We start from the raw sequence: 25,797 nt of genomic DNA, 5'->3' as shown, positions 1-25,797 counted from the left end.
TTCTAATGTAATTTTTTAGATTTTTCAATATTTTTTAGTAATAAGAATCGGTATAAGGAAATATTTATGAATAGAGCCAAAGCACTAATTCTTCTCCCCTTACGGAAAATTGGATTCCTAGCAATAGCAAAGGCATGGCCTTTTAAAAAACGATGAATCTGAGAATAGGCTTCAAATTGTTTATACTGATCATCTAGTAACATCTTATCCAGAATAAAAAAGTAGGCATAGGCCAATCTGAAAAAAGCAACCTCTTTCAACTCAGGATAGTTTTTCACAACTTCATTGTAAAACTTTTGGTAGATATCAATATAGGCTAAATCCTTCTCTGCATAGGGTTTAGTCGTAATACTATCCCCTCTATGAAAATAGTAATAATAGGGTTTGGTATTAACAACGTACTTCTTAGCCAACTTGATTAAATCAAAATGATAATAAGCATCTTCGTAAATCAATCCCTTCGGAAAGGATAGGGCAGTTGCAATCTCTCTCTTGATTAGCTTATTGCAGATCGTTCCAGGTATTTTTTCACCTATGAGGTATTCCTTTAGAAATGTTTGAGAATCACAGACAAAATAGTCATCCTGGTTGGCTGACTGTGGGCTTTCATCATTAGCATAGACATTCATGACACCACAGCTCGAAACATCTGCATCTTCTTGAATTAATTGCTCATATAAACTCTGAATCATTTCTGGATGGATATAATCATCTGAGTCAATAAAAATCAGATAATCCCCATGAGCCTGCTTCATTCCATCATTTCGTGCTTGTGACAAACCTTCATTCTTTTTATGAAGCACTGACATCCTATCATCTAGTTCAGCGATTGAATCACACAAGCGACCACTTTCATCCGTTGCTCCATCATCCACAAGAATGATTTCCAGATTCTGATAGGTCTGCTTCTGGATGGAAGCTATCGATTTTTCTAGGTACTGCGCCACATTATAGACTGGCAAAATGACACTAATTAATGCAGTTTCCATGCTACTCCTCTAATAGTTTTTCTATTTGTTCGATTTGTTTGGCAATTGTGAATTGTTGAATGAATTGGCTAGCCTCATTGGCATCGAAGTTTGAGGCAGAGGCCATGTAGTTCGTAATTGCCTGAGTTGCCTCTTGATTGCTCTCAATGATTTGTCCAAATTGTCCTTCTTGGGATAATTCCTCAGCCCCTCCAACATCCGTAGAGACAAAAGGAAGTCCCAGACTCAAGGCTTCCACATACACTCCAGGAAACCCTTCTTGTTTAGACATAGACAAGAGAACTTTCGTCTGAGATAAATACTGATAAGGATTTTTTTGATAACCAAGGAAATGAACATAGTCCTCAAGTTCATACTCTTTGACCCGTTTTTTCAGTTCCTCTTCCATATCACCAGCACCTATAAAGTAAAGGTGGTAGTTTTTTCCTTTTTGGTGTAATAGTCGTATCACTTCCACCACACGGTCAGAACCCTTATTTTCCTCAATCCGTCCAATGGTACAGATACTTTGAGGCTCAATCTCGATATCGATCTTCTCTTGAGATTTTTCTAAAATAGTCTTAAAATCATATCCATTGTAGACCGTCTGTAATTTCGAAGCATAATCTGGATAGACTTCCTTGATAGAATTGCTGGTTTTATTCGAAATTCCTACAATTGTATCCGCAGCATCCAACTGGCGTCTGTGTGATTCTCTTTTGGAGCTATCCTTAATAAATTCTTCGATACTTCCATGAATCCAAGAGATTTTCTTGACTTCTTTTCTTTTAGAGAACAAAAGTGGAGGATTCATAATGGTAAAGGAAACTTCAACATCATAGTCATCTTTCACCAGTAAACGACGTGTCAATCTTGGAAAATAAATTCTCATTCTCCACAAAAGAGCTCGAATCCATCTGGATTGGCGATAATCCTGAAGGGATTTTAAAATGCGTACATGCTTGGGAACAGATTCGTATCCCTTATCAAAATGTTCCATTTCAAGAATATCAATATCATACTTTTCTGAATCTAGATTTGAAACAATGGTAGATAGAATCTTCTCTGCGCCACCCCCGAGAGAAAAAGACCACATAAAAAATAATATTTTTTTCTTAGCCACCATATTCTCCCTTGTATTCTGTATAAGACTTATCCATATCAGCGATGACAGCATCATGATGTGGTAGCTGCTTATCTGCTGGTGGAGGTGTCATGTAGTCTCCAAAAGCAGTGCTTAGATAGGCATCATATCCAACTGGAATGGGCATCTCTGTCTCTTCAAATGGCAAGAAGAGATTATCTTCAAAAGATGCGATTTGGTACTTATTTCTCATGTAGCCAGGCCCTGAGCATAACTCCGTGATTCCATCGCTCTCAGCCAGACTGTACTTGGTCATTTCTTTTTCAGCTTTTTTCCAAATGCGATAACGGAGTGATTTTGGCGTCAAACCGAGTAAAATGCAACTTCCCCATTTCATAAGTGCGCCATGCTTTTCTGGAATAGTTTGCGCACAAAAGAGTGAATAAATCAGTGCCCAGCGAACCTGCTTCTTTCGCTCAGCTGGATTTTTCGGATAATAATCCAAAGGCAACACATCCAAGGCCAAACCATGTGGCAAATCCAAATCCTGCTGGTAAGGCTTGATACAGGTGGTTTCCTTGTCACGAATGGTAATAAAAAGATTGCGATCGACAAAATCCTTGTGACTCTTTGACAAGAAATAACGCTCATCTGCATAGCGAGGCCATAATTCTGCTAATTTCTCATAATCTTTACGAGGCATAAAAAAGTCTAGGTCGTCATCCCACGGAATAAAGCCCTTGTTTCGAAGGGCACCAATAGCACCTCCTCCACAGAGATAACAGAGCAAATCATGTTCTTTACAAAAGGCCACAAAATATTCAGCCATCTCCAGACTTCGTGCCTGAATTGCTTTTAAATCAGTCATATTGTTCATTATTCTTTCTATCGTATCGTTCCATTATACCACAAATAAGGGATGAAAATCTATTGCAGACTGTAAAAAATCAAAGCCTGACTGCTATATACATAGCCTTCAAACTTTGATTTTTCTGTCTTAACTTATCTCATTCCCATTTGAGCGAGCTTGGTTTGATATTTATTTTGGTCTACTAAGAGTGCCTGTCCTCCATAGACATCATAGGCATCGACCCAATCACCTAGTTCTGGAACTGTTAATCTCTCAATGCCATTTTGTGCTCCATCTAGGAAGGATAAGCCATTGGTCAGTAGGAAACTATACGGAACATTCGTAGAGGTCATGCCAAAGACCTTACCAAGTGCTTCTGATCCAGTAAAGAGTTTGGTTGGATCCTTGAGTTGTTGCAGAACAGCTGTCAATACTTGCTGTTGTCTCTTGGTACGACCATAATCACCTTCGTCATCATCACGGAAGCGAGCATAATTTAGCAAGGTCGAACCGTTCATCTGCTGTTTCCCAACTTTGATAGTCTGGGTTGGTGACTCTGTTTCCGTAGCATGTAAATCATCTCCGACTGTAGCTTCGGTTAAAGGTTGACCTTCTAAGGTTGAGAATTTGGCATCAATCGTCACACCATCAGGAAATAGAGTGTCAATAGCGGTTGCGAAGGCCTGGAAATCTACCAAAGCGTAATATTTAATGTCCAAGTCAAAATTATCTTTCAATACTTGGCGAACCATTTCTGCCCCTTTTTGGCCTTCTTGTTCCCCTAGTTCATAGGCCACATTCAACTTATTATCGGATTGCTTTCTACCGTTAATGACTTGGCTATAACCGTCTATATAAACCAAATTATCACGCATGAAGCTGACCAGCTTAATTTTCTTATCTGAACCACCAACATTTAGTACCATAATAGAGTCCGTTCTCGTCTCAGCACTATTTTGGCCAATCCGTCCATCCGTCCCCATAATCAAAATATTAACCCCATCCTTGGTATCTTGACCATGAAAAACTTCTACTTGAGCTGCCTTAGCATTGGCAGGTTTATTTGGATCAGCATTTGAATAGCCTTTTAGGAACATAAAAATCATGCCAAAACCGACACAGGCTAGAAGAGCAAGCAATCCTGCAAAAATGCGCCCCCAACGAATCTTACGTTTTTTGGACTTAACCTTTGGAAGAGGATGACTTTTCTGGTATTTTTTTGCACGACTACGGTTACCATAGGATGGAAGAGGAGACTGATTGACTGGTTCCATGAAAGACTCTTCCATATCGTAATTTTCATTATAAATTTCTGGAGAAGCTTTACTACTGCTAGCCATATTTAACTTACCTTGCAGGTATGCAAACTCTTTTTTCTCTCGCTCATTGAGGTAATGAATGTTCTTAAAAAGATAGTCATAACGCAACTGCTCGTGATGGCTTAAGGGATTTTCTTTGCTCATCTTCTCTCCTTTCCATGGTCTGATATTGGATAAATGGGATAGGCACCCAGAACTTTATACTGGATTCCAATCGCTTCTAATTCTTTTTGGGCAAAGTGGACCAGATTCTTATCGGCATAGTCCACATCGATAATGAAAAAGTATTCTCCCAGTGCTGTCTTGAGTGGTCGACTTTCAATTTTTGTTAGGTCAATTCCTCGCCAAGCAAAGGTCGATAGAGCCTTATAAAGGGCACCTGGAAGGTTGTCAGGTAAGGTCAAGGCCAAACTCATTTTCTCAGTTTGTGCTTTCAATGGAATACTAGGCTTTTCAGCTCCCAAAACCCAGAAACGTGTGAAATTGGCTTCCATTTCCTGAATATCCTCGGCAATCAGTTCCAAGCCATATTCTTCAGCAGAACTTCTAGGTGCAATTGCTGCAAAGGGCTGGTCTGGATGTTCGGAAATAAAACGGGCCGCATAAGCTGTACTAGCTGTTACCTCGATTTGGGCTTCTGGATACTGTTCATCGATGAATTTCTTTCCTTGAGCCAAGGCCTGTGGATGAGAAAAAATCTTTTCAATCTTAGTATGGCCTGGAACCACCATCAACTGCTGATGAATAGGCTGAACGATTTCTGCTACTGCTTGGATGCGAGCCTGATGAAAAAGGTAGTCTAAGGTTTCATGAACACTACCCTCGATAGAATTTTCAACTGGCACCACAGAATAGTCCACCAATCCTTGCTCATAGGCCTTGATGACATCTGTAATATTGGCAAAGGCCTGCAATTCCTCATAAGGAAAAGCTGTCTGCACAACGTGGTGTGAAAATGATCCCTTGGGACCTAGGTAAGCAATTTTCATCTCAGTTCCTCTATAATTTCCTCTGGGCTTAACTTGGTCACATCCAAAATCCGACTAGCCACTTCCTCATACCAAGCCTGTCTTTCTTGGAAAATAGCTGCAAGTTCTTCCTTGCTATTATTTAGAAAAAGCGGACGCTGATTGTCCTTATCAGCTGCGATACGGTGGTAGAGGGTTTCAAAATCAGCTTTCAGGTAGATATTATCTGCATTAGTCTTGAGTAAGTCACGATTTCTCTGAGAAACAACCACTCCTCCACCAGTTGACACAACTCGGTCCGTTTTTAGTAAGTCTGTTAAAACCTCTGACTCCACCTGTCGAAAGGTCGCTTCTCCCTTTTCCGAGAAAAATTCCGCAATGGACATGCCTAAGCGCTTCTCTATCAGAGCATCCATATCGAGATAATCTGGGTCCAAGCCTCTTGCAATAGTCGATTTGCCAGCCCCCATAAATCCTAGTAATACCTTAGCCATGAATCAAGCTCTCCAAATCATCAAAGAAGCTAGGATAGCTGGTATTGATGGCTTCTGCACGGTCAAGCTCCACCTCTCCATCTGCAACCAAGAGGGCTGCGATGGCTGTCATCATGCCGATACGGTGGTCACCAAAAGTATTGACTCTAGCACCGTGAAGGGCTGATTTCCCTTTGATAATCATCCCATCTGCCGTAGGAGTAATATCTGCTCCCATACTATTCAAGGCGTCTGCCACAACCTGAATGCGGTCTGTTTCTTTGACTTTAAGTTCCTCAGCATCCTTAATAACTGTTACACCTTGAGCTTGGGTCGCAAGTAGAGCGATAACTGGCAATTCATCAATCAAGCGTGGAATCAAAGCGCCACCAATCTCTGTTCCTTTCAAGTCAGAAGACTCAACAGTCAAGGTAGCAGATTTAGCAACTGGATCAATTTCAGTTATTTCTAGTTTCCCACCCATGGCGCGAATGACATCAATGATACCTGTACGCGTTTCGTTAATACCCACATTCTTCAGCACTACACGAGAATTTGGAACAATCAAACCTGCGACTAGCCAAAAGGCTGCACTGGAAATATCTCCTGGAACAATTACCTTTTGTCCAGTCAGTTTTTGAGGCCCTTGGACTGTGATTTTCTTACCATCCACACTTAAATGACCACCAAATTGTTGCAGCATATCTTCAGTATGATTACGAGTGCACTCTTTTTCGATAATTACAGACTCCCCCTGAGCCTGCAAGGCCGCAAAAATCAAGGCTGACTTAACTTGGGCAGAAGCAATTGGCAACTCATAATGAATAGGTTTTAGGTTTTTCGTCCCTTTTAAATGAAGGGGAGGCAGGTCTCGCTCAGCTTGACCTGAAATACTAACGCCCATTTTTTTCAGTGGAATAGTCACACGATCCATAGGACGTTTGGAAAGACTATCATCTCCAAACATCTCTACTTCAAAGTCTGCACCAGCAAGAACGCCTGAAATTAAACGAATAGATGTCCCAGAATTCCCCATATCCAGGGCTTTCTGAGGTGTTTTCAATCCATCCATCCCAACACCTTGAATAGTAACGACACCGTCCTTATCCTCAATCTCTACGCCGAGGTCACGAAATACCTGCATGGTTGACAAGACATCTTCACCACGCAAGATATCATAAACCTTAGTTTCACCCTCAGCCAAGCTTCCAAAAATAATGGAACGGTGACTGATAGATTTGTCACCTGGAACTCGGATACTGCCGTGTAAGTGGCTAATGTTTGTTTTTAGTTTCATACTGGACCTCATACTTGCAATACTTTTACCTATTTTATCATAAAAAGCCAGAAATTCCTTAAAATTTCTGACTTTATGATAGTTATTTTCTTATTTTAGCAATTCTGAAACTGGTTCGAAAACAATTTTTTCAATGTCAGAAAGGTAAATTGCCAATTGTTGTTGCTTAGTAAAGAATTCTGATAAGAGGCTATTCCCTTGAATCTGCTTACCAAAGCCTTCCATTTTCGCTTGAAAGGAAGCGTCTGGCATTTGCCCTGTCTGTGCCAGTTTTTGAATTTCCTCTTGAAAGGCAACATAGTCTGTGAAGATTTTGCTGGCCTCAGCATCTGCTGAGATAGCTTCTTTAGCTGTTTTAACAACCTTGTATTCTGGTAATTCGCGTAGACCGCGACTGAGTTCGTTTGCACTATCGTAAATATTTGACATGATTTTCTCCTTATTTGATGACGACTGTATAGTCGGTATTTTCTGTTATGAGGTTCTCGGCTCGTTCTAAGTCTTGAGCATTTTTAAATGAAATTTGTAAAATCCCATGAATATCCTCACGATTTTCCTCGTTGATGTGAATATTGACCAAGGAAGTTCCACGTAGCAGTTCCAAAATCCGCAGGATGACATCTTCTTCATCGGGAACGTCGACATAGAGGTCATAGGAGCTGTCCACACCACCACGCTTATGGATTTCCATGGCCTGACGTTGCTCACGCGCCTGATTGAAAAAGTTCCAGATTTGCTCCTCCTCTCCCTTGCTGATGGCCTGACCAATCTCTTCCAAACGTTCCTTAAAATCCTCAATTCGGTCTAGAATAGTTTCACGATTGGACAAGAGAATGGAAGTCCACATACCTGGCTCGCTTTCTGCAATTCGGGTCATATCTCGAAAACCACCTGCCGCAAAGCGCCTTGCCATCTCATGTTCTTGAGCATAGACCGCGGTCTGTTCCATGAGACTAGAAGCCAGAATATGTGGAAAATGGCTAATCTGAGAAGTCACCCGATCATGCTCCTTGGCATCAATTTCGATAAAGCGAGCATGAAGACCTGAAAGCAGAGCCTTCATTTCCTCAAGCGTGTCCTGACTTGTCAGGCTTGAAGGTGTAAAGATATAGTAGGCATTTTCAAAGAGATTGACATCCGCAGAAGCAGCCCCTGTCTTGTGACTACCAGCCATGGGATGGGCTCCGACGAAGCGAATAGCCTTGCCAACCAAATACTGCTCCGCTACATCTACAATAGCTGACTTGGTTGACCCAGCATCTGAAATAATGACGCCTTCTTTCAAGTCCAAGTTGGCCAATTCCTTAATAAAGGAAATGGTTTGCTTTATTGGCAAGCTGAGAATGATGATATCTGCCAAAGGAGCAAAACTGGCAAAATTATCCGTTGCACGGTCAATCATGCCTTCTTTCAAGGCGATATCTCTCGAAACTTGACTGCGATTATATCCTAAAATTTCATAATCTGGATGATCGCGTTTGATACCAAGTGCCATAGAGGCACCAATCAATCCAAGACCTGCGATATAGACTGTTTTTGCCATAGGAACTCCTTAATAGTTCTTTGTATAGTCTCGGTGTTTAGCTACCGCTTCTTTTAATTCCTCTAGATTATCTGATGAGAATTTTTCAAGGATTTCTTGTGCCAGAACCGTTGCCACAACGGCTTCCATAACTACACCTGCTGCTGGAAGAGCAGTCGGATCACTTCTCTCCACAGTTGCCTTGTAGGGTTCATGGGTTTCGATATCCACACTCATGAGTGGTTTGTAGAGAGTAGGAATGGGCTTCATGACGCCACGAACAACGATAGGTTGCCCATTGGTCATACCACCTTCAAAGCCACCTAGATTATTGGTACGGCGAGTATAGCCGTCTTCTTTAGACCAGAGAATTTCGTCCATAACTTGGCTTCCTTTACGGTAACCAGCTTCAAATCCAAGACCAAATTCCACCCCTTTAAAGGCATTGATAGAGACAACTGCTTGGGCCAATCTTGCATCCAATTTTCTGTCCCATTGGACATAGGAACCAAGACCAACTGGAACACCTCCAACGACTGTCTCCACAACCCCACCGATAGTATCACCGTCACGTTTGATTTGGTCAATATAATCCTTGATTTCCTGTTCTCTTTCTTGGTTGACAATAGAAACATCAGACTGGGCAGCTCTTTCCTTAATCTCAGCAACTGTGAGATTCTCAGGAACATCGATTTCCTTGCCACCAAAGACTACGACATGGTTGGTAATCTCCATATCCAGCTCAGCCAAGAGGCGTTTGGCTACTGCCCCAACTGCCACCCGCATGGTGGTTTCACGGGCAGATGAACGCTCCAAAGAATTTCGCAAATCGTCAAAACGGTACTTGATACCCCCAACCAAGTCGGCGTGACCTGGACGAGGATGGGTGATTTTTCGTTTGCTTTTAAGGCGGTCTTCAATGTCCTCTGCAGACATGATGTCCAGCCATTTTTGGTGATCTTTATTGACGACATCCATGGTAATAGGCGCCCCAGTAGTCCTCCCATGGCGAACACCCGAAGTAAAGATAACTTGGTCGCTCTCAATCTTCATACGACCACCACGACCGTAGCCACCCTGACGGCGTTTGAGGTCCCCATTGATATCCTCAGCTGTCAAAGGAAGTCCGGCCGGAATACCTTCAATAATAGCCGTCAGACGGGGGCCGTGTGATTCTCCTGCAGTTAAATATCTCATACACTCTCCTTATTTTACCAAGTAGTCTTTCATCTCTTCCAGAGAAACTGGGTGAATGGTAGCCGAACCGAGCTCTGACAACAAGACCAATTTCAAGGTATTGCCACGCGCCTTCTTATCATGAGTCAAAGCCTGATAAAGCTTGTTAACATCCCAGTTTTCATAATCAACAGGCAAGCCAAATTTCTGACACATCTCTGTAATAGACTGGGTTATTCCTTCTGGCATGAGACCTTTTTCCTCAGCAACCTTGGAAATCTGTACCATGCCCATGACCACAGCTTCTCCATGCATGACCTTACCATAACCGGCAGTTGCTTCAATGGCATGGCCAATAGTGTGGCCAAAATTGAGGTAAAGGCGTACACCATTGTCCAACTCATCCTCAACCACCATCTTGCGCTTGACCTGACAAGAATGCTCAATCAAAGTCTCTGCATGTTCCAGAATGCTCTCTGCAGAACCATCTAGCTCCGTCAAGAGAGCCCACAGTTCTGGATCCTCAATCAAGCCGTACTTGATGACCTCTCCCATCCCTTCAATCAACTCTCTTTTTCCGAGGGTTTCAAGAACAAGTGGGTCAATCAGAACCCCATCTGGTTGGGCAAAGGTCCCCACCATATTCTTAGCAAATGGAGTGTTAACACCTGTCTTTCCACCGATAGATGAATCCACCTGAGCTGTCAAGCTGGTCGGAATCTGAACAAAGTGAATGCCCCGCATATAGGTAGAGGCTACAAAACCAGCCAAGTCCCCAACGACACCGCCACCAAGAGCCACGATTCCATCGCTACGAGTCAGACCTTGCTTGACTAAAAATTCATAGACTTTCTGGACAGTAGTTAAATTCTTTCTTTCTTCCCCTTCTAAAAAGTCAAAAACTGCTACCTGAAAACCAGCATCTTCTAGGCTGAGCTTGACCTTCTCTGCATAAAGAGAAGCTACATGGTTGTCTGTTACAATGACCACTTTTTGCGGTTGCCAGAGTTCTCGCAACCACTGACCAGTCTGAGACAGACAACCTTTTTCAATCTGAATATCATAAGGATGATGAGGAATATCGATTCTGATTTTCATAGGAGAATCTCCCTTTCTTTATTGGTATTTTTCTGTTAAGGACTGCCAAATCTCTTCTGTAGGCATTTCCTTGCCTGTCCACAGTTGAAAGGCTTCTGCAGCTTGATAGAGCAACATTCCCAAACCATTGATTGCTAGATTGCCCTGACTTCTGGCCCATTTCAAAAATGGCGTTTCAAAGGGTTGGTAAATGATATCTGCTACTAAGAGAGTTTCTGATAAGACTATGCTTTCAGGAACTGGAGAGGATTGACCATCCATTCCCACACTGGTGGCATTAACCAGCAAATCCGACTCGGCAATCCTTGCTTGAAGTTCGGAAACATCTTCTAAAACGTACAAGTCCACCTTAAAGCCTGTGTGCTCCTGTAACTTGTCTAGGTAAGGTCTTGTTTTTTCCATAGAAATGGAACGAACAAAGAGCGAAATCTGGCTAACGCCATCCAAAATAGCTTGCGCCAGAATGGACTTGGCCGCACCACCTGCACCCAGCAAAGTCATCTTTTTACCTGTAATTGTAAAAGAAGGCAAGCTCTTAAAAAATCCCTTGCCATCTGTATTATATCCAATTAAATTGCCATTCTCATTGACAACCGTATTGACCGCACCAATCAAGCGCGCTTCGTCACTCAGCTCATCCAAATAAGGAATCACTTGCTCCTTATAGGGCATGGACAGGTTGACGCCAAACATCTGGTAGCGACGAATATTAGCCACTGTTTCTGCCAAGTCACCCACTTCAATCTCCCAAGCCACGTAAGCACCATTGGTAGCTGTCGCCTCAAAGGCACTATTGTGAATAAAGGGGGAAATAGAATGCTTAATAGGATTGGCAACAACTGCTGCTAAACGTGTATAGCCATCAAGCTTCATCCAAAATCTCCCTGATTTTTTTCATGTTAGCTAGGGAAATCTGACCAGGAGCACTAGCCTCATCTAGACTAGCAAAGGACCAGCTAGAACCAGTCACATCCGCAGTGATACGAGAAACCTTGCCCACCTTGCCCATAGAAATGGTCACATATTCCTGTTCAGGATTGAGTGTTTTAAAGCCTCGTGTATAGTTCATCAAGTCTAAGACATCTTGCTCCGTGTGGGCCATCACCGCAACCTTGACAAGTTTTGGATTTAGGCTCGTCAACTCTGATAAAATTTCCATCATATTTTCAGGTGTTTCTTGGAAATTGTGGTAACTCAAAATGAGATTTGGGAAATCCAGCATTTCCTCAAAAACATCCTTGTAGCTGTAGTACTCAAAATCAATATAGTCTGGTTGATAGAGTTGCGCCACTTCCTTGATTAGATGGATATATTCTTCTGGAGAAAGGTCGATTTCTCCCCCTTCAGAGCGAGTTCGCAATGTGAAAACCAACTCACGGCCTGCGAATTTTTCAAAAATAGCTGGAGCCACCTGCAAAATTGCTTCCTTAGGCAGATAGTCGGCACGCCATTCAATGATGTCGGCATCCAGATACCTCGTGGCATCCAGAGCCTGAGCTTCCTCTAAACTTCTTGGCATTACTGAAACGATTAATTTCATTTACTAACCTTCATACTAATCACCTTGAGGTAATTACTACTTTCATCTTTTTTATTATAGGCGAAATCTGCTGGAAGACCGTATTTGTTTAAAATCTGGTAACTTCTTCCTGCAAAGCCTTTATCAATTTGTTCTGTAAATTTCTGGCGGGAAACATTGGCAGCATTGGTACTGGCAATGATAATTCCTCCCGGATTTAAAATCTCAAGACTCTGGGAAATCAACTTGTGATAATCCTTAGCTACAGAAAATGTTTGTTTTTTGTTCCGAGCAAAGCTAGGCGGATCTAGGACAATCACATCATAGGTCAAGCCTTTTCGCTTAGCATACTTGAAATACTCAAAGACATCCATGACTATAAAACGATGGTCGTCTGTGCTGATTCCATTTGCCTGAAAATGCGCTTGAGACAATTCTCGTGAACGTTTAGCTAGGTCAACCGAAGTAGTCTGGCTTGCTCCTCCCATGGTCGCAGCTACTGAAAAGGCTGCTGTGTAGGAAAACATATTGAGCAAGGATTTGCCCATAGCCAATCCATCCACTAGACTACCACGAACCTCGTGCTGGTCTAGGAAAATCCCTGTCATCAAACCATCGTTCATAAAGACTTGATACAAGACACCATTTTCTAAAACAGTGAAAAAGTCAGGTGCTTCTTGACCATAAACATGGGCAGATTCATAGTCCAAACCCTTAAAACGGATCTTCTCATATGCTCCTAAAACCTCAGGAAAAACCTGTCTAAAAGCTTCTGAGATGGTCTGACGAATCTGATAAACATAAGAGTTATACCAAGAAAAGACAGCATAGTCGCCATAAAGGTCCACTGTCAGACCGCCAAAGCCATCTCCCTCTTGGTTGAAGAGACGAAAGGCAGTTGTCAAATCATCTTGATAGTAGGCACTTCTCTTTTCTTTAGCTTGTCTAAACAGCGTTTCAAAGAAAGCTTGATTGAAGGTCACCTTGTCTGTGCTCACAAACCAGCCCAAGCCCTTGTTTTGCTGAGAAAGGTAGGCAGTCCCAAGAAAGGTTCCTTCCTGACTCTGCACTTCTACTTCCTGATCCTTAAGATTGACATTCTCAAGATCGCTGGCTTCTAGTAAGACTAGTCCTTTAGCGAGCTTCTTTTCAACCCTTTTGCTGACTCTTATTCTATTCATAGTCCCTATTATAGCAAATTTTGTGACAATTCTCAAAAAAGAAACTACCCTTGCTTTTTTACTCTAGTTTTAAAAAATGGTATACTAATACTAATAAAAACTTAGGAAGTAATTGTGTGAGAATCAATTTTAACAAAATCCAAAAAGCCATGGGTACCAGACTGGGTTTTGTCCTAACCCTTTTAATCCTCTATTGGCTCAAGACCTTACTAGCCTATACCGTTGACTTTAATTTAGATATTCAAGTAGGCAAATTGCAGGGAAATTACCTTGCCTTTATCGCCTTTTTCAACCCCCTTCCTTTGGGATTGCTCCTGCTGGCTCTAGCCCTCTATGCTCGCTCAACCAAGACCTTTTACAGTCTTAGTATAGCTATTTACAGCCTTTTATTCATTTGGCTTTATTCCAATGTCTTTTACTATCGAGAATTTAGTGACTTTATCACGGCCAATACCATGAAAGTGGTCAGTAAGGTATCTGTTGGTACTGCAGAACTAGAGTTACTGCGTTTTTGGGATTTCATCTATTTTATGGATTTCCCACTGCTGGCTTATCTTCTCTATAAAAAGATCATCCAGCTGGATAGGAGACCTTTCAAATTCCGCTCCAGTGTTGCTATCACTGCTCTCTCGGCTCTGCTCTTTTCAGCTAACCTTTTCTTGGCTGAAATCGAACGTCCTGATCTCCTATCGCGAGGATTTTCTAATTATTATGTTGTCCGCGCCCTTAGTTTGCCAGCCTTTTTGGGCTATAGTGCCAACCAATCCTACAGCGCCAACAAAGAACGTGCTAAGGCTTCTGAGACCGACCTTCAACCTATTACAGATTATATTCAAGAGCATTCTGCTAAGCCCAATCCAGACTATTTTGGCCTTGCCAAAGGGAAAAATGTGATTTATCTCCACTTGGAAAGTTTCCAGCAGTTCCTACTGGACTATAAACTCAACATAGATGGAACTGATCATGAAGTCACTCCCTTCCTTAATTCCCTCTACCATTCGCAATCAACCCTAGCCTTTTCGAATATCTTTAACCAAGTCAAGGCTGGTAAAACCTCAGATGCAGAAACCATGCTAGAAACCGGCTTGTTTGGACTTGACCAAGGTTCTTTCATGGTCAACTATGGAGGTACCAATACCCAGCAGGCTGCGCCTTTTATCCTATCAAAAAATGGCTACCAATCAAGTGCAGTCTTTCACGGTAATATCGGGACCTTCTGGAATCGAAATACAACCTACAAACAATGGGGCTACCAATACTTCTTTGATGCTTCCTATTTTACCAAGCAAGACAGTAGCAATTCTTTCCAATATGGTTTAAATGATAAAATCATGATGAAAGATTCTATCCAATATCTGGAGCACCTGCAGCAGCCTTTTTATGCTAAGTATATCACGGTGTCCAATCACTATCCCTATGCTAGCAATCTAACAGGCGATGAGCTTGGTTTCCCACTGGCTAAGACCAAAGATGAAACAATCAATGGCTACTTCCAAACAGCCAACTATCTGGATAGTGCTATCAAGGCCTTCTTTGACTATCTCAAAGAAAGTGGCCTCTATGAAAAATCCATCATCGTCATCTACGGAGACCATTATGGCATTTCCAACTCCCGCAATCCTGACCTGGCTCCTTTAATTGGCAAGACTTCTGAGAACTGGTCGAATTACGACAATGCCATGTTGCAACGAGTGCCTTTTATGGTGGTCATGCCTGGCTATGAAAAGGGACAAATCATCAATACCTACGGTGGACAAATCGATATCTTACCGACTCTCGAACACCTACTTGGTATTGAGTCCAATTCCTTCCTTCAAGTCGGCCAAGACCTTCTGTCTTCAGATCATCAAGAAATCGTTGCCTTTCGGACTGCTAATTCCTTCGTCACACCTAAATACACCAGTTACGACGGACGAATCTACTATACTGAGAGCGGTCTTGAAATCAGCAATCTTGATGAACAAGCTCAGACTGAACTGGAAAGCGTTCGGCAAGCAGCTAGTCAACAACTGAAAATCAGCGACCAGATTCAAACTGGCGATTTAATACGTTTCTACCAAGCAGATCATCTTGGAAAAGTTGATACAGAAAGTATTTCTTACCTCAATTCTTTACCAATTCTGCAAAAGATTGAACAGGAAAAAGGAAGTCAGTCAACTAGCCTCTTTAGCCAACGACAAGGTAAAACCAGTACTGACCTTTTCAAGGCCCCAAGTTACCAAGAACTCCACCCAGAGTCGGCAGAAACCGAATCAAAATCACAATAAAAAATGCTCTTCCATCGTGGAGGAGCATTTCTTTTTATAAAATAAAATTCAACGAAAATCAATGAAGAAACTAGCCTCAAATTTACTATGATATTGTAGATAGATAGGCTGTATCAGTAATATGTGTCTGTCAAATTTAGTGACAAAGATAATAGAATAAAGTTGAGAAGTCATAGAGAGAAGATAAATCAGCTTCAGTAGATATCTGGAAAATTTGATTTTATAGAAAAGCCTTTTGTTACAAACTCAATATACTATCAATAAATAATATTATAGAAGCAACAATAATTAAAATTTCACCTATCTGCATAATTCTATTTCGAACTCTAAATATATGTTCTATCAAAAACACTTGGATCACACACATTATAGGAATTAACGTTTTTGAAATTGAGAAGTATCCAAATAAATATGATTTCGATACTATTAAGACCGTTTATCTAGCTTCTTCTCTCTAAAGTCTTTTGTAATTATATCCTGAAGAAGTCTCTTAATATGACGCAAATTATCCTCTGACGATAATTTTAATATTTTCTCCATCAATTCTTCGGTAACTTTATAAGAAACTTTAAAATACTCAGTCAGTTTATTCACTAGAATATTGGTTTCTACTTTGATAAATAATTGTTTTTCCTCAATACTTGGAATTTGGAAATCGCTAGTTAAATCAAATCTAGACTTAAGTGAATTGGGAATATGCTGAGTAAAATATTCTGGAGTCATATTAGAAGTAAAAATAATCATATAACCACTTAAATCATGAACAATCCCATGCCTATCTGTAAAACTACCATCTTCTAGAAGCTCGTAAAAGAAGTTGAATACAGATGGTGTTGCTTTTTCAAATTCGTCAATCAAAATAATTTTAGATTTTGATGAATTAATTTTTTTAATTAACTCACCACCTTCATCGCTTCCGATGTATCCAAGCGGAGAGCCAATCAAACTATTTAACACTCCCTCCGTTGAGTAATTTCCGAAGTTAATTTTGATGAGCTCTCCATTTGGATAGAGTGATTTTGATAAGATTTTCGCAAATTCTGTTTTTCCAATTCCAGATTCGCCTATCAGAAATACGGAAAAAATCTTTCGAACACTAATTTTTTCTAGTAATTTATAATTTTCATACTTCTTTACAAAATCAGCCTTAAATAAGCTGTGACCAACTAGTTTATCAACAGCCTTTTGTACTTTATCGTTAATTTCATTAACACTATAATCTTTCGCTACCTCATCAAGATTAAGTTTTTGAACTTTTGGATTAGCAAAATCTTCGTTTATAGCTGTTTCATCAAACAACAACGGCAACTCTTTTAACATAATTTCATATTTTGATTTATTCAACCAAAAAATAGGGGAGTTGAATGCCCTATCTAGTAAATGGAATATTTTACCGATATACAGGCTATTGTACGCGCTTGGATTCATTAAAGCAGATAAATCTATAACCAAATTATTAAAAGGGTATACCTCGCTACAAATATCTTCTAATTCAACGAGATTAGTAAAATCGTGAGATAAGATATGGGTAATATCAATCTTTTTGTTCTCTGAAAAGTTAGCCTTTAAATCATCAATTCTTGTTGGGTCATATAGGTAAATCATCTTTTTTCTCCACATTGATTTTTTGAACAACCGCAATGACATCTATTAAGTGGTACTCTCCATCTAGTTTTTTATAATTGAAATCGAACTCAAACTCAGATTTATCAATAGAACTAGATTCTGGAATTGAAGATTTTTGAATAATATCTTTTACAATTTTCGCTGTATTATTTTTATTAGCTTGCTCACTCATGAACTCTAAAAATTTCGTTGACATCGTATCGACTTCTGAAAAATTAATTTTGCCTCGGTCTATTCCTACTAAACAAAGTTGACCAAGCTGGAAGTCACTATGTCTATATCCATTTTCAAAGCCTTCAATTTCTCCGTAAGGAAAACGAACTAAGAAATTTTCCTCACCTATCTTAAAACCATAGTCAATCGTATAATCAGTCAAAAAAGTAGAAAGTAAGTTTGACATGTTTAGCTCAATCCCTTCTGTAGTAGGATTATCTAGTTTGCTAGACTGTAAAACTTGTAGAATAAGAGGGATATCCTGCGCATTTACAGGAGTCAGTGAAATGTTGTCAAATTTTACCAGATCCCCGGGTTTTGAACTTCTAATTTGAAAAGTTTTAGCCATTTCATAGACTTTTCTAAAAATAGTAGATTTAGTATTTTTAATTTCGAAACTCTCACTAATCTTACTTCCCGTGATTAATTCATGACTATTTTCATAACTAGATGGTAAACTATTTTTCGTACCAACTTTAAAGGAATTTTTATTATTCGTAGTATTACTGTTTTCTTTTTGAATTGTTGTTTTTACAGTATTATCAATCAAAGTAGCAATCTCGTAAGATTTCGCCGAATTTATATAAACTAAATTAAAATAATCTGAGTTTAATTTTGGAGTAACTTTTTCTCTGTCGCTCTTGTTAATAGAATCTATACGCCAACTCACAGAAATTAATATCACACTAATTATTAGCAGTATATTCGGGTCAATATTGACTAAAGTAATTAGACATCTCAATAATGGTCGAATTAATACATAAAATATTGCTATAAGTAAAAATTCATCTTTATTCTTATCTTCAAAAAAGTAGAAAAGCATTATCGTAGATAATGAAAAAATCAATTCATATTGTGAATAAGGCTGTAAAATATTAATTCTAAATAACCAACTAACTACAGTTAGTATAGCTGATGTATATAAAATAATTCTACGATAATTCATTCCTAAGAAAAATTTTTTTATCAATCAACACCTCGCGTTCTTCTAGATTTTTCTAAAACCTAATTTATAATATTATTTTTGAAATAGTTCAGACAAAAAATCTTCTTTTAGCATACACAAATTGAATACATTTGTGATATGATTAAAAGCTTCTGAAAGTGGTAAATGAGCGGTTTTCCAACCTTGTCCATCTGTAACCCACACAAATTCTACATTATCGTTCGAAGTTATTACAAATTGGCTCAATTCCGTAAACTCGCCAGCTACAGCCTTAAGTTTGCTGCCTCCGCCACCGTAGTAATTTGTTTCAATTAGCCAAACTTTATGTTTCTTTTTGGAATATACTACCACATCGAAACGTCGTTCAGACTTATCAACAGGAACTATAATATTCCATTTCTCTTTGATAAATGGAGCTGTAGCTTGAGCTTTCCATTCTAATTCTAATTCGTTTGCTATTTTATCAATATGACGTTCTAAAATACCTTCCATAGTTGTTCCACTACGGTTTTTTCTAGCATTGCTATCCAATCCAGCTTCCACCCCATAAACATAATCCACTAACGAACGGTTAGCGTTGTTTTGAAGGAAATTCAATAATCCAGATTTTTCAGTAAAATCAACATACTCCTTAATCTTGTTAGTATCAATTTTCGAAAAATTGAGTCGCTCAAAACTCATATTATCTTGCTCATCGATAGAAAGAATATCTAAAATTTTATCACGGCTAGCAATTAAACTTGGAATTGCCCTAAGTAGGTCGGGTTGTTTAGTGAACAGAGATAGAGCTTCGTTATAAATAGAATCTTTACCTATCAGGTAGTTAAGGGTGTTTAGCTCTAACTCAAACTGTTTAGTCTCACGATTAACCTTCTCCCAATTGACATAATATTCAGGTGTACGATTTGTTACAGATAAACTTGATAAAAATTCTTTAAGTCTTTCTTCTGACGATAATTCTAGATAATCATTTAGTTTCATAATATCCCCTCGTTTCTTTCCTTTTCTAATCTTGTCTTGGCTATTTTTAAGTAATCTTTTTCTGCGTCAATTCCTATAAATTTTCTACCTAATCTTTTAGCAACCACACCTGTCGTTCCACTACCAACGAAAGGATCCAGAATATAATCATCTTCTTGAGTGGAAGCTAGAATAATTCGTTCCAGCAAATATTCAGGTTTCTGCGTAGGATGCTTACCAGCCCATTTCTCAGTTTGCTTTGTAAGCGGACCAGTCCAGACATCTTTCATTTGTTTACCATCATTTATTTCTTTCATCAAGTCATAGTTGTAATAGTGACGAGCTTTTTTATCAGCTTTCCTAGCCCAAAGAATGGTTTCGGTAGAATGCGTAAAATATCGACAAGAAAGATTTGGAGCTGGATTAGTTTTTTGCCAAGTAATATTATTAAGAATCTTAAATCCTTCTTGTTCTAAAGCCATTCCAACCGAATAAATATTATGAAAACTACCTGAAATCCAAATTGTGCCATTAGGTTTTAAGACTTTTTTAGCAAGATTTATCCAACGTCGGTTGAAATCATGTTTTTCTTCTAACGAAGATATTTTATCCCAATCACCTTTATCAACTGATACTACTTGACCTCCTGAGTTAGAGAAACCTCCATTACTCAAAAAATAAGGCGGATCTGCGAAAATCATGTCCATACTTTCAGGTTTCATTTTCGAAAGGAACTCAAAAGTATCGGCATGTACAAGAATTGATTTGTTTTTATTATAGTATGGCTTTGTCATTAAAACACCTCCATACTTATATTCGTTATTTATCATAGTTGGTTACAATAATCTCATCAATTTTTCCACGACTTGAAGATTTAGCTCCATTAGTCCGGGTAGCAGAGACTTTATGTATATTAAAATCTTTATACAACTCTCCAACTAATGGGCTAGAAGAATTCGATAACATAACGTAGGCGCCTTTTTCATCTAGCTTTTTAAAAGTGTCTCTCAAACGAACTTGGTCTTCGTAAGAGAATCCCTCGTGTGTATAAGAAGTAAAAGAGCTTGTCTCAGAAAGTGGAATGTAGGGTGGGTCAAAGTAAACAAAGTCCCCAGCTTCAACATCTTTAACGGCTTCTTCAAAATCTCCATTTAAAATATGAATAGTGTTCTCATTTAAATATTGAGAAATAGATACAATCAAATCTGAATCTACAATTTGGGGATTTTTATAGCGACCATACGGGACATTAAACTGATTTTTTGAATTTACACGGTATAATCCATTAAAATTTACACGTAGCATATACATAATGCGAGCAGCTCTCTCAACATTATTCATTTTTTCAATTCTGCTGTCCCTATCAGCAGAACGCAAGTTCAAATAGTATTCCTTCGAATTGCTTTCCTTGTGCTTAGATAACGATTTAATTAGCTCAGAAGGATTATCTTTAATTTGTTGATAACAATTGATTAATTCACTATTAAAATCATTTATGATCGCATCTTTAGGAGCAAGTTCAAAAAACAAAGCTCCACCACCAACAAACGGCTCAAAATAACGATTATAAGATTCTGGCATAAGAGATTTGATTACGGAAAGAAGCTGACGCTTTCCACCAGTCCATTTTGTAAAAGGGCGTAAAGCCTGCTTACTATTAAGTATTGATTTCATACCTACAATTATACCACATATCACCACTGAATTAAATCAGTTAAAGTCAACTCAATACCTCAACATTTACAACTGAAATCTTAACACTAGACTCAGATAACTTCTCTCTATAGCTATTCGCTAGCTCTCTAAAAAATTCATCATCTGTTTCAATATCTAAAATCTCTATCAGAGCCTTGGCGGTGTCGGTTAAATGAAAAGCACTATATTCAAATGTTAGAATATCGTTGGAATCAGTCGTAAAAGTTAAAACTAAATTGTCATTTTGAAAACCAGACAGTATCTCTAAGTTTATGGCGAGAATTTCCAAATATACAGAACTTCCAGAACTAACCGTTGAAATCATAAATGAGCTGATTGATAAGATTGTGATACAAAAACCAACAGGAACGAAACGCAATCGAATCATTCAGATAGATATTTACTACAATTTCATCGGAAAACTAAACAACGAAAAAAGCGAGCCGGATAATCTGACTCGCTAATATTACCTAATCACTAAACTGCTGGGTGTCAGGTTACCTTTGGAGGAGCATTTCTTTTTATAAAATTTATCAAGCAAACGACCAACTAGCTCATCTTTTTTCTATCTCTAACAATATCCGTGACAGGTAGTAATGATAGCTAAATATAGCAAGACCAAGCAGGAGGATAAGAGCTCCTACTCCCAAGCTGATGGCAAGGACAGGGGAAAGAGACTGAAGCAAGTATACGCTCACAATAGTTGAAATCAATAAGATAGCACTATAAATAATAATCAAAACCATTGTGACTATACCTTTTGAACGATTCACCAGGTCCGTAATGCTACTCCAATTGGTTGACAGATTTTTCATATCTTTAAAATAATGGTGGCAAGAAAGGCTGACACTGGCAAGAACCCATGCCACAAGAAGGTAAATCATCGAAAGGATAGGCAAGCCTAGATATAGAGAAAGGCCAAGTAAAGTCAGAACTGGTAAAAAGGACTGGACAGCAAAGATAATCCAAAATTTCACTTTAACATAACGAGCAAAGTCAAAGGGTAAACTCTTCAGAAAATCAACATTTTCCCTCTCCAAGGATAAGGCAATTGAAGGAAGGCTGGTGATATTGTTATTGACAACTGCTATAAACATTCCCACGAAAAACAAGGGTAACCAGTATCGAGGATGAACGTCTGGAACTAACTGAGAATCTCGGATTGTGGAAATCGGACCAATCATCATGAGATAGGGAAGGAACGCACTTGTAAAAAGTACTGTAATCACGCCAGTCCCCTGTCCCAAGAGGGAGAGGTTGTAGCGCAAAACCATGCGGAAAAATCCCTTTTTAGTTCTTGAAATCCCCTCTTTACTGCGACGTTCTTTTTTGACCTTCTCCTCACTGTTAAGCAGAATCACGTCATAAAAATGAGGAAAAACCTTCTTTTTGGTCAGATAAAGCAAGAAAACAGTTAAAGCTATCCAAGCGAGCAGACCCAGTATGGCCTCTGTCGAAAAAGGCTCCACTGCTATTTTGTAAAAGAGATGAATAGGATAAAGGAGAAATGGAATATCTCTAACTCTGTCAACTATATCTCTAGAAGTCGACTGTAGAAGGAAGACAAATAATAAAGGTATGAGAACCCCAATCCCAATCATCACATTGGCAAAAATAGACTGATACTTTCTAAAAACGGTAGTTTGAGCCAAGAAATGCACTACCCCTACCATCACTAAAGTAACAGAGACAAATAATAAGGCCAAGGACAGCAGCATCAAAGGCAAGCCCAGCCAAAGAGAAGGAGCTAACCTAATGTAGAGGACTAGAAAATAAGCTAGGGTTGGTACAATTCCAGTTAGAGCTGGCAAGAGGACAGACAGTCCTTTAGCGATTATAATCTCTGATTCTTTAAAGGCATAGGGACTATAGGAGGCCAAATCCTTACTCTCATAAAAGACATTGTAAAAGGCAGTGAAAGCCGTTGAAAAGGCAAGCACCAGTAAAATAGCAACCATGGTACTAAAAAGACTTGGCATTTCCTCAAAAGGAAAATGAAAGGCTATATTTATAAACAAAAGTAGCATCAAGAGGCTAGAAAAAATGTAAGAACTTAGGACTCTAGCGGAAACATTTACTTTTTTCCCAGGGTTCTTAGCCTGCTTCTTTCGTAGATTAGCCAGATTCGCTTCTTTAGATGAATAGAGGATATTGATATCAACTAATTTTTTAATGACCTTGAAACGCATCTTCACCCTCCTCTTTTCTACCAGCAAGGCTAAGGTAGATACTTTCCAAAGACTGGTCTGGGTGGTCTTTTCTCAAGTCCTCTACACTACCACAATAAATCAAATGCCCCTTTTTCAAGATTGCAATCCGATCACAGACTTGCTCAGCTACCTCGAGGACATGGGTTGAAAACAAGACTGTCTTACCTTTTTGTGCATGTTCCTTCATCATTTGCTTCAAATCAAAGGCAGCCTGGGGATCCAAACCAGTCAAGGGTTCGTCCAAGACCCAAATATCAGGATCAGACAAGAGTGCCCCGATGACAAAGACTTTCTGACGCATTCCGTGAGAAAGGGTTTCAATAACCTGATAACGGTTTTCAGCAAAATCAAAAACCTTCAATAGCCTATCTAGACTAGCCTCCAAGTCAGAGCTGCTCAAATCATAGGATGAAGCAATCAATTCCCAAAATTCATTGGCCGTTAAACGTAAAAATAAGTCAGGCGAGTCTGCAACGTAGCCAATCTTTCGTTTGATAGCCAAGCGATTTTCCGATAAATCTAAACCGTCAACCAAAATACGACCACTGCTGGGTGAAATGATACTGACTAGGGATTTTATAGTGGTCGATTTCCCAGCACCATTATGGCCAATCAAGCCCATAATCTCTCCATTTTCAATCTGCAGATTGAGATTGCTCAAAGCCGCTTTATCACCATACAACTTACTAACATTTTGAAATTCAATCATGGGCTGACTCCTATCTTTATCTATGTAATTTACTATTATTATAGCGCTTTCATTTTAAAAATCAACATTTTATATAAAATAGTCAAAAACTTATTATTTAGTATTACGCAAACGTTTGAGTCAAGAGATACTTTATGATAGAATAAAGAACAAGATTGACAAGTAAGAGGAAAAATCATGCAAAATCAAACACTTATGCAATACTTTGAATGGTATCTCCCCCACGACGGCCAGCACTGGACGCGTCTAGCTGAAGATGCTCAACACTTAGCTGATCTCGGTATTAGCCATGTCTGGATGCCACCAGCTTTTAAGGCAACCAATGAAAAAGATGTAGGCTATGGTGTCTATGACTTATTTGACTTAGGAGAGTTTAATCAAAAAGGAACTGTCCGCACCAAGTATGGTTTTAAAGAAGATTATCTTCAAGCCATTCAAGCTCTAAAAGCGCAGGGAATCCAGCCTATGGCCGATGTGGTGCTCAACCACAAGGCTGCAGCCGATCATATGGAAGCCTTTCAGGTTATCGAAGTGGATCCTGTAGACCGTACAGTTGAACTTGGAGAACCCTTCACTATCAATGGCTGGACTAGCTTTACCTTCGATGGCCGCCAAGATACCTACAATGACTTCCACTGGCACTGGTACCACTTCACAGGTACAGACTACGATGCCAAACGTCGTAAATCTGGCATTTATCTCATCCAAGGTGATAACAAGGGCTGGGCAAATGAGGAATTAGTCGATAACGAAAACGGAAATTACGACTACCTCATGTATGCTGACCTAGACTTTAAACATCCTGAGGTCATCCAAAATCTCTATAACTGGGCAGACTGGTTCATGGAAACGACTGGTGTAGCTGGTTTTCGCTTGGATGCAGTCAAACACATCGATTCTTTCTTTATGCGCAATTTCATCCGTGATATGAAGGAAAAATATGGTCAAGATTTCTATGTTTTTGGTGAATTCTGGAATCCTGACAAGGAAGCCAATCTGGACTATCTTGAAAAAACGGAAGAACGCTTTGACCTTGTCGATGTTCGTCTCCACCAGAATCTCTTTGAAGCCAGTCAAGCTGGCGCAGACTATGACCTTCGTGGCATTTTCACAGATAGCTTGGTTGAACTCAAACCTGACAAGGCGGTGACTTTTGTCGACAATCATGATACCCAACGAGGTCAGGCTCTTGAATCGACTGTTGAAGAGTGGTTCAAACCAGCAGCCTATGCCCTCATTCTGTTACGCCAAGATGGCCTTCCATGTGTCTTTTATGGAGATTACTATGGGATTTCAGGGCAGTATGCTCAAGAAGATTTCAAAGAAGTCCTTGACCGCCTCCTAGCCATCCGAAAAGACTTGGCCTATGGAGAACAAAAAGACTACTTTGACCATGCTAACTGTATCGGTTGGGTACGTTCAGGTGCTGAAAACCAATCCCCAATCGCAGTCTTGATTTCAAATGACCAAGAAAAGAGCAAGTCAATGTTTGTCGGCCAAGAGTGGGCTAACCAAACCTTTGTAGATCTACTTGAAAACCACCAAGGTCAAGTTACAATCGATGAGGAAGGTTATGGACAATTCCCAGTTTCAGCTAGATCCGTAAGTGTCTGGGCATCCAATACAATCTAATTGCCATTGATTATAAAGCCAGATCCAATCGGATTTGGCTTTTTTGTAGTCATAAAAAGACCTACCCAAATGGATAGATCTTTG

Annotated in this window: 25 protein-coding genes; 3 read left to right on the top strand and 22 right to left on the bottom strand. The window is 39.5% G+C overall.

Annotated features, from left to right (window positions below):
- Positions 1-2 precede the first annotated feature (2 nt).
- From F9B91_RS04175 to F9B91_RS04110, 14 genes are all read right to left on the bottom strand, one after another.
- Complete coding sequence (locus F9B91_RS04175) at positions 3-989, bottom strand: glycosyltransferase family 2 protein (RefSeq protein WP_150922583.1); 987 nt, start codon at positions 987-989, stop codon at positions 3-5.
- A 1-nt stretch (position 990) separates the two neighbouring features.
- Positions 991-2,094, bottom strand: a complete 1,104-nt coding sequence (locus F9B91_RS04170; RefSeq protein WP_150922582.1) for a glycosyltransferase — start codon at positions 2,092-2,094, stop codon at positions 991-993.
- Positions 2,084-2,929, bottom strand: coding sequence for a LicD family protein (locus tag F9B91_RS04165; protein ID WP_150922581.1), 846 nt, complete (start codon positions 2,927-2,929; stop codon positions 2,084-2,086). Before F9B91_RS04165 ends, F9B91_RS04170 begins: the two co-directional genes overlap by 11 nt.
- A 125-nt stretch (positions 2,930-3,054) precedes the next feature.
- Complete coding sequence (locus F9B91_RS04160; RefSeq protein WP_150922580.1) at positions 3,055-4,365, bottom strand: LCP family protein; 1,311 nt, start codon at positions 4,363-4,365, stop codon at positions 3,055-3,057.
- Entirely contained in the window at positions 4,362-5,210 is an 849-nt protein-coding gene (pheA, locus tag F9B91_RS04155; RefSeq protein WP_084888492.1) for a prephenate dehydratase, read from the bottom strand. Before pheA ends, F9B91_RS04160 begins: the two co-directional genes overlap by 4 nt.
- Entirely contained in the window at positions 5,207-5,683 is a 477-nt protein-coding gene (locus F9B91_RS04150; RefSeq protein ID WP_033684918.1) for a shikimate kinase, read from the bottom strand. Before F9B91_RS04150 ends, pheA begins: the two co-directional genes overlap by 4 nt.
- A complete protein-coding gene (aroA, locus tag F9B91_RS04145) occupies positions 5,676-6,959 on the bottom strand; it encodes a 3-phosphoshikimate 1-carboxyvinyltransferase (RefSeq protein ID WP_150922579.1) in 1,284 nt (427 codons plus the stop codon). Before aroA ends, F9B91_RS04150 begins: the two co-directional genes overlap by 8 nt.
- A gap of 90 nt (positions 6,960-7,049) precedes the next feature.
- Positions 7,050-7,388, bottom strand: coding sequence for a YlbF/YmcA family competence regulator (locus F9B91_RS04140; protein ID WP_150922578.1), 339 nt, complete (start codon positions 7,386-7,388; stop codon positions 7,050-7,052).
- A gap of 10 nt (positions 7,389-7,398) precedes the next feature.
- Positions 7,399-8,502 carry a prephenate dehydrogenase gene (locus F9B91_RS04135; RefSeq protein WP_150922577.1) on the bottom strand — a complete coding sequence of 368 codons (1,104 nt, stop codon included), beginning with the start codon at positions 8,500-8,502 and terminating at the stop codon, positions 7,399-7,401.
- Positions 8,503-8,511: 9 nt separating this feature from the next.
- Entirely contained in the window at positions 8,512-9,678 is a 1,167-nt protein-coding gene (aroC, locus tag F9B91_RS04130) for a chorismate synthase (protein ID WP_150922576.1), read from the bottom strand.
- A gap of 9 nt (positions 9,679-9,687) precedes the next feature.
- Positions 9,688-10,755, bottom strand: a complete 1,068-nt coding sequence (aroB, locus tag F9B91_RS04125) for a 3-dehydroquinate synthase (RefSeq protein WP_150922575.1) — start codon at positions 10,753-10,755, stop codon at positions 9,688-9,690.
- A gap of 18 nt (positions 10,756-10,773) precedes the next feature.
- Positions 10,774-11,628: a shikimate dehydrogenase gene (locus F9B91_RS04120; RefSeq protein ID WP_150922574.1), complete on the bottom strand. Its 855-nt coding sequence runs from the start codon at positions 11,626-11,628 to the stop codon at positions 10,774-10,776.
- Entirely contained in the window at positions 11,618-12,295 is a 678-nt protein-coding gene (aroD, locus tag F9B91_RS04115) for a type I 3-dehydroquinate dehydratase (RefSeq protein ID WP_000767758.1), read from the bottom strand. The genes F9B91_RS04120 and aroD overlap by 11 nt, the downstream gene beginning before the upstream one ends.
- Positions 12,292-13,455, bottom strand: a complete 1,164-nt coding sequence (locus F9B91_RS04110; protein WP_191962411.1) for a class I SAM-dependent rRNA methyltransferase — start codon at positions 13,453-13,455, stop codon at positions 12,292-12,294. The genes aroD and F9B91_RS04110 overlap by 4 nt, the downstream gene beginning before the upstream one ends.
- Positions 13,456-13,604: 149 nt before the next feature.
- Here F9B91_RS04110 and F9B91_RS04105 point away from each other — a divergent pair, with 149 nt between their 5' ends.
- Positions 13,605-15,722 (top strand): LTA synthase family protein, encoded by a 2,118-nt coding sequence (locus F9B91_RS04105; RefSeq protein WP_191962415.1) that lies wholly within the window; start codon positions 13,605-13,607, stop codon positions 15,720-15,722.
- A gap of 238 nt (positions 15,723-15,960) precedes the next feature.
- Here the strand turns inward: F9B91_RS04105 and F9B91_RS11650 are convergent, their stop codons facing one another.
- From F9B91_RS11650 to F9B91_RS04075, 6 genes are read right to left on the bottom strand one after another with little or no spacing between them, the layout of a single operon-like run.
- On the bottom strand, positions 15,961-16,149 hold the full coding sequence (locus tag F9B91_RS11650) for a hypothetical protein (protein ID WP_150922657.1): 189 nt from the start codon (positions 16,147-16,149) through the stop codon (positions 15,961-15,963).
- Entirely contained in the window at positions 16,149-17,327 is a 1,179-nt protein-coding gene (locus F9B91_RS04095) for an AAA family ATPase (RefSeq protein ID WP_191962410.1), read from the bottom strand. The genes F9B91_RS11650 and F9B91_RS04095 overlap by 1 nt, the downstream gene beginning before the upstream one ends.
- Positions 17,311-18,531 (bottom strand): hypothetical protein, encoded by a 1,221-nt coding sequence (locus F9B91_RS04090; RefSeq protein WP_150922571.1) that lies wholly within the window; start codon positions 18,529-18,531, stop codon positions 17,311-17,313. Before F9B91_RS04090 ends, F9B91_RS04095 begins: the two co-directional genes overlap by 17 nt.
- A 48-nt stretch (positions 18,532-18,579) precedes the next feature.
- A complete protein-coding gene (locus F9B91_RS04085) occupies positions 18,580-19,488 on the bottom strand; it encodes a type II restriction endonuclease (protein WP_150922570.1) in 909 nt (302 codons plus the stop codon).
- Positions 19,485-20,297: a DNA-methyltransferase gene (locus tag F9B91_RS04080; protein WP_150922569.1), complete on the bottom strand. Its 813-nt coding sequence runs from the start codon at positions 20,295-20,297 to the stop codon at positions 19,485-19,487. The genes F9B91_RS04085 and F9B91_RS04080 overlap by 4 nt, the downstream gene beginning before the upstream one ends.
- Positions 20,287-21,141 carry a DNA adenine methylase gene (locus F9B91_RS04075; RefSeq protein WP_150922568.1) on the bottom strand — a complete coding sequence of 285 codons (855 nt, stop codon included), beginning with the start codon at positions 21,139-21,141 and terminating at the stop codon, positions 20,287-20,289. Before F9B91_RS04075 ends, F9B91_RS04080 begins: the two co-directional genes overlap by 11 nt.
- Positions 21,142-21,434: 293 nt before the next feature.
- Between F9B91_RS04075 and F9B91_RS04065 the strand changes: the two genes are divergently transcribed.
- Positions 21,435-21,626 (top strand): DUF4368 domain-containing protein, encoded by a 192-nt coding sequence (locus F9B91_RS04065; RefSeq protein WP_150922567.1) that lies wholly within the window; start codon positions 21,435-21,437, stop codon positions 21,624-21,626.
- A gap of 90 nt (positions 21,627-21,716) precedes the next feature.
- Here F9B91_RS04065 and F9B91_RS04060 read toward each other — a convergent pair whose 3' ends face one another.
- Both F9B91_RS04060 and F9B91_RS04055 read right to left on the bottom strand, forming a co-directional pair.
- A complete protein-coding gene (locus F9B91_RS04060; RefSeq protein WP_150922566.1) occupies positions 21,717-23,351 on the bottom strand; it encodes a hypothetical protein in 1,635 nt (544 codons plus the stop codon).
- Entirely contained in the window at positions 23,332-24,081 is a 750-nt protein-coding gene (locus tag F9B91_RS04055; protein ID WP_033686761.1) for an ABC transporter ATP-binding protein, read from the bottom strand. The genes F9B91_RS04060 and F9B91_RS04055 overlap by 20 nt, the downstream gene beginning before the upstream one ends.
- 177 nt (positions 24,082-24,258) lie before the next feature.
- Here F9B91_RS04055 and F9B91_RS04050 point away from each other — a divergent pair, with 177 nt between their 5' ends.
- Positions 24,259-25,713, top strand: a complete 1,455-nt coding sequence (locus F9B91_RS04050) for an alpha-amylase (RefSeq protein WP_049487321.1) — start codon at positions 24,259-24,261, stop codon at positions 25,711-25,713.
- Positions 25,714-25,797 lie beyond the last annotated feature (84 nt).

Origin of the sequence: Streptococcus mitis (assembly GCF_008763935.1) — a bacterium.
GTDB classification, from domain to species: Bacteria; Bacillota; Bacilli; order Lactobacillales; family Streptococcaceae; genus Streptococcus; species Streptococcus mitis_DB.
The sequence above is the reverse complement of the archived record's forward strand: the minus strand, read 5'-3'. Positions and strand labels throughout refer to the sequence as shown.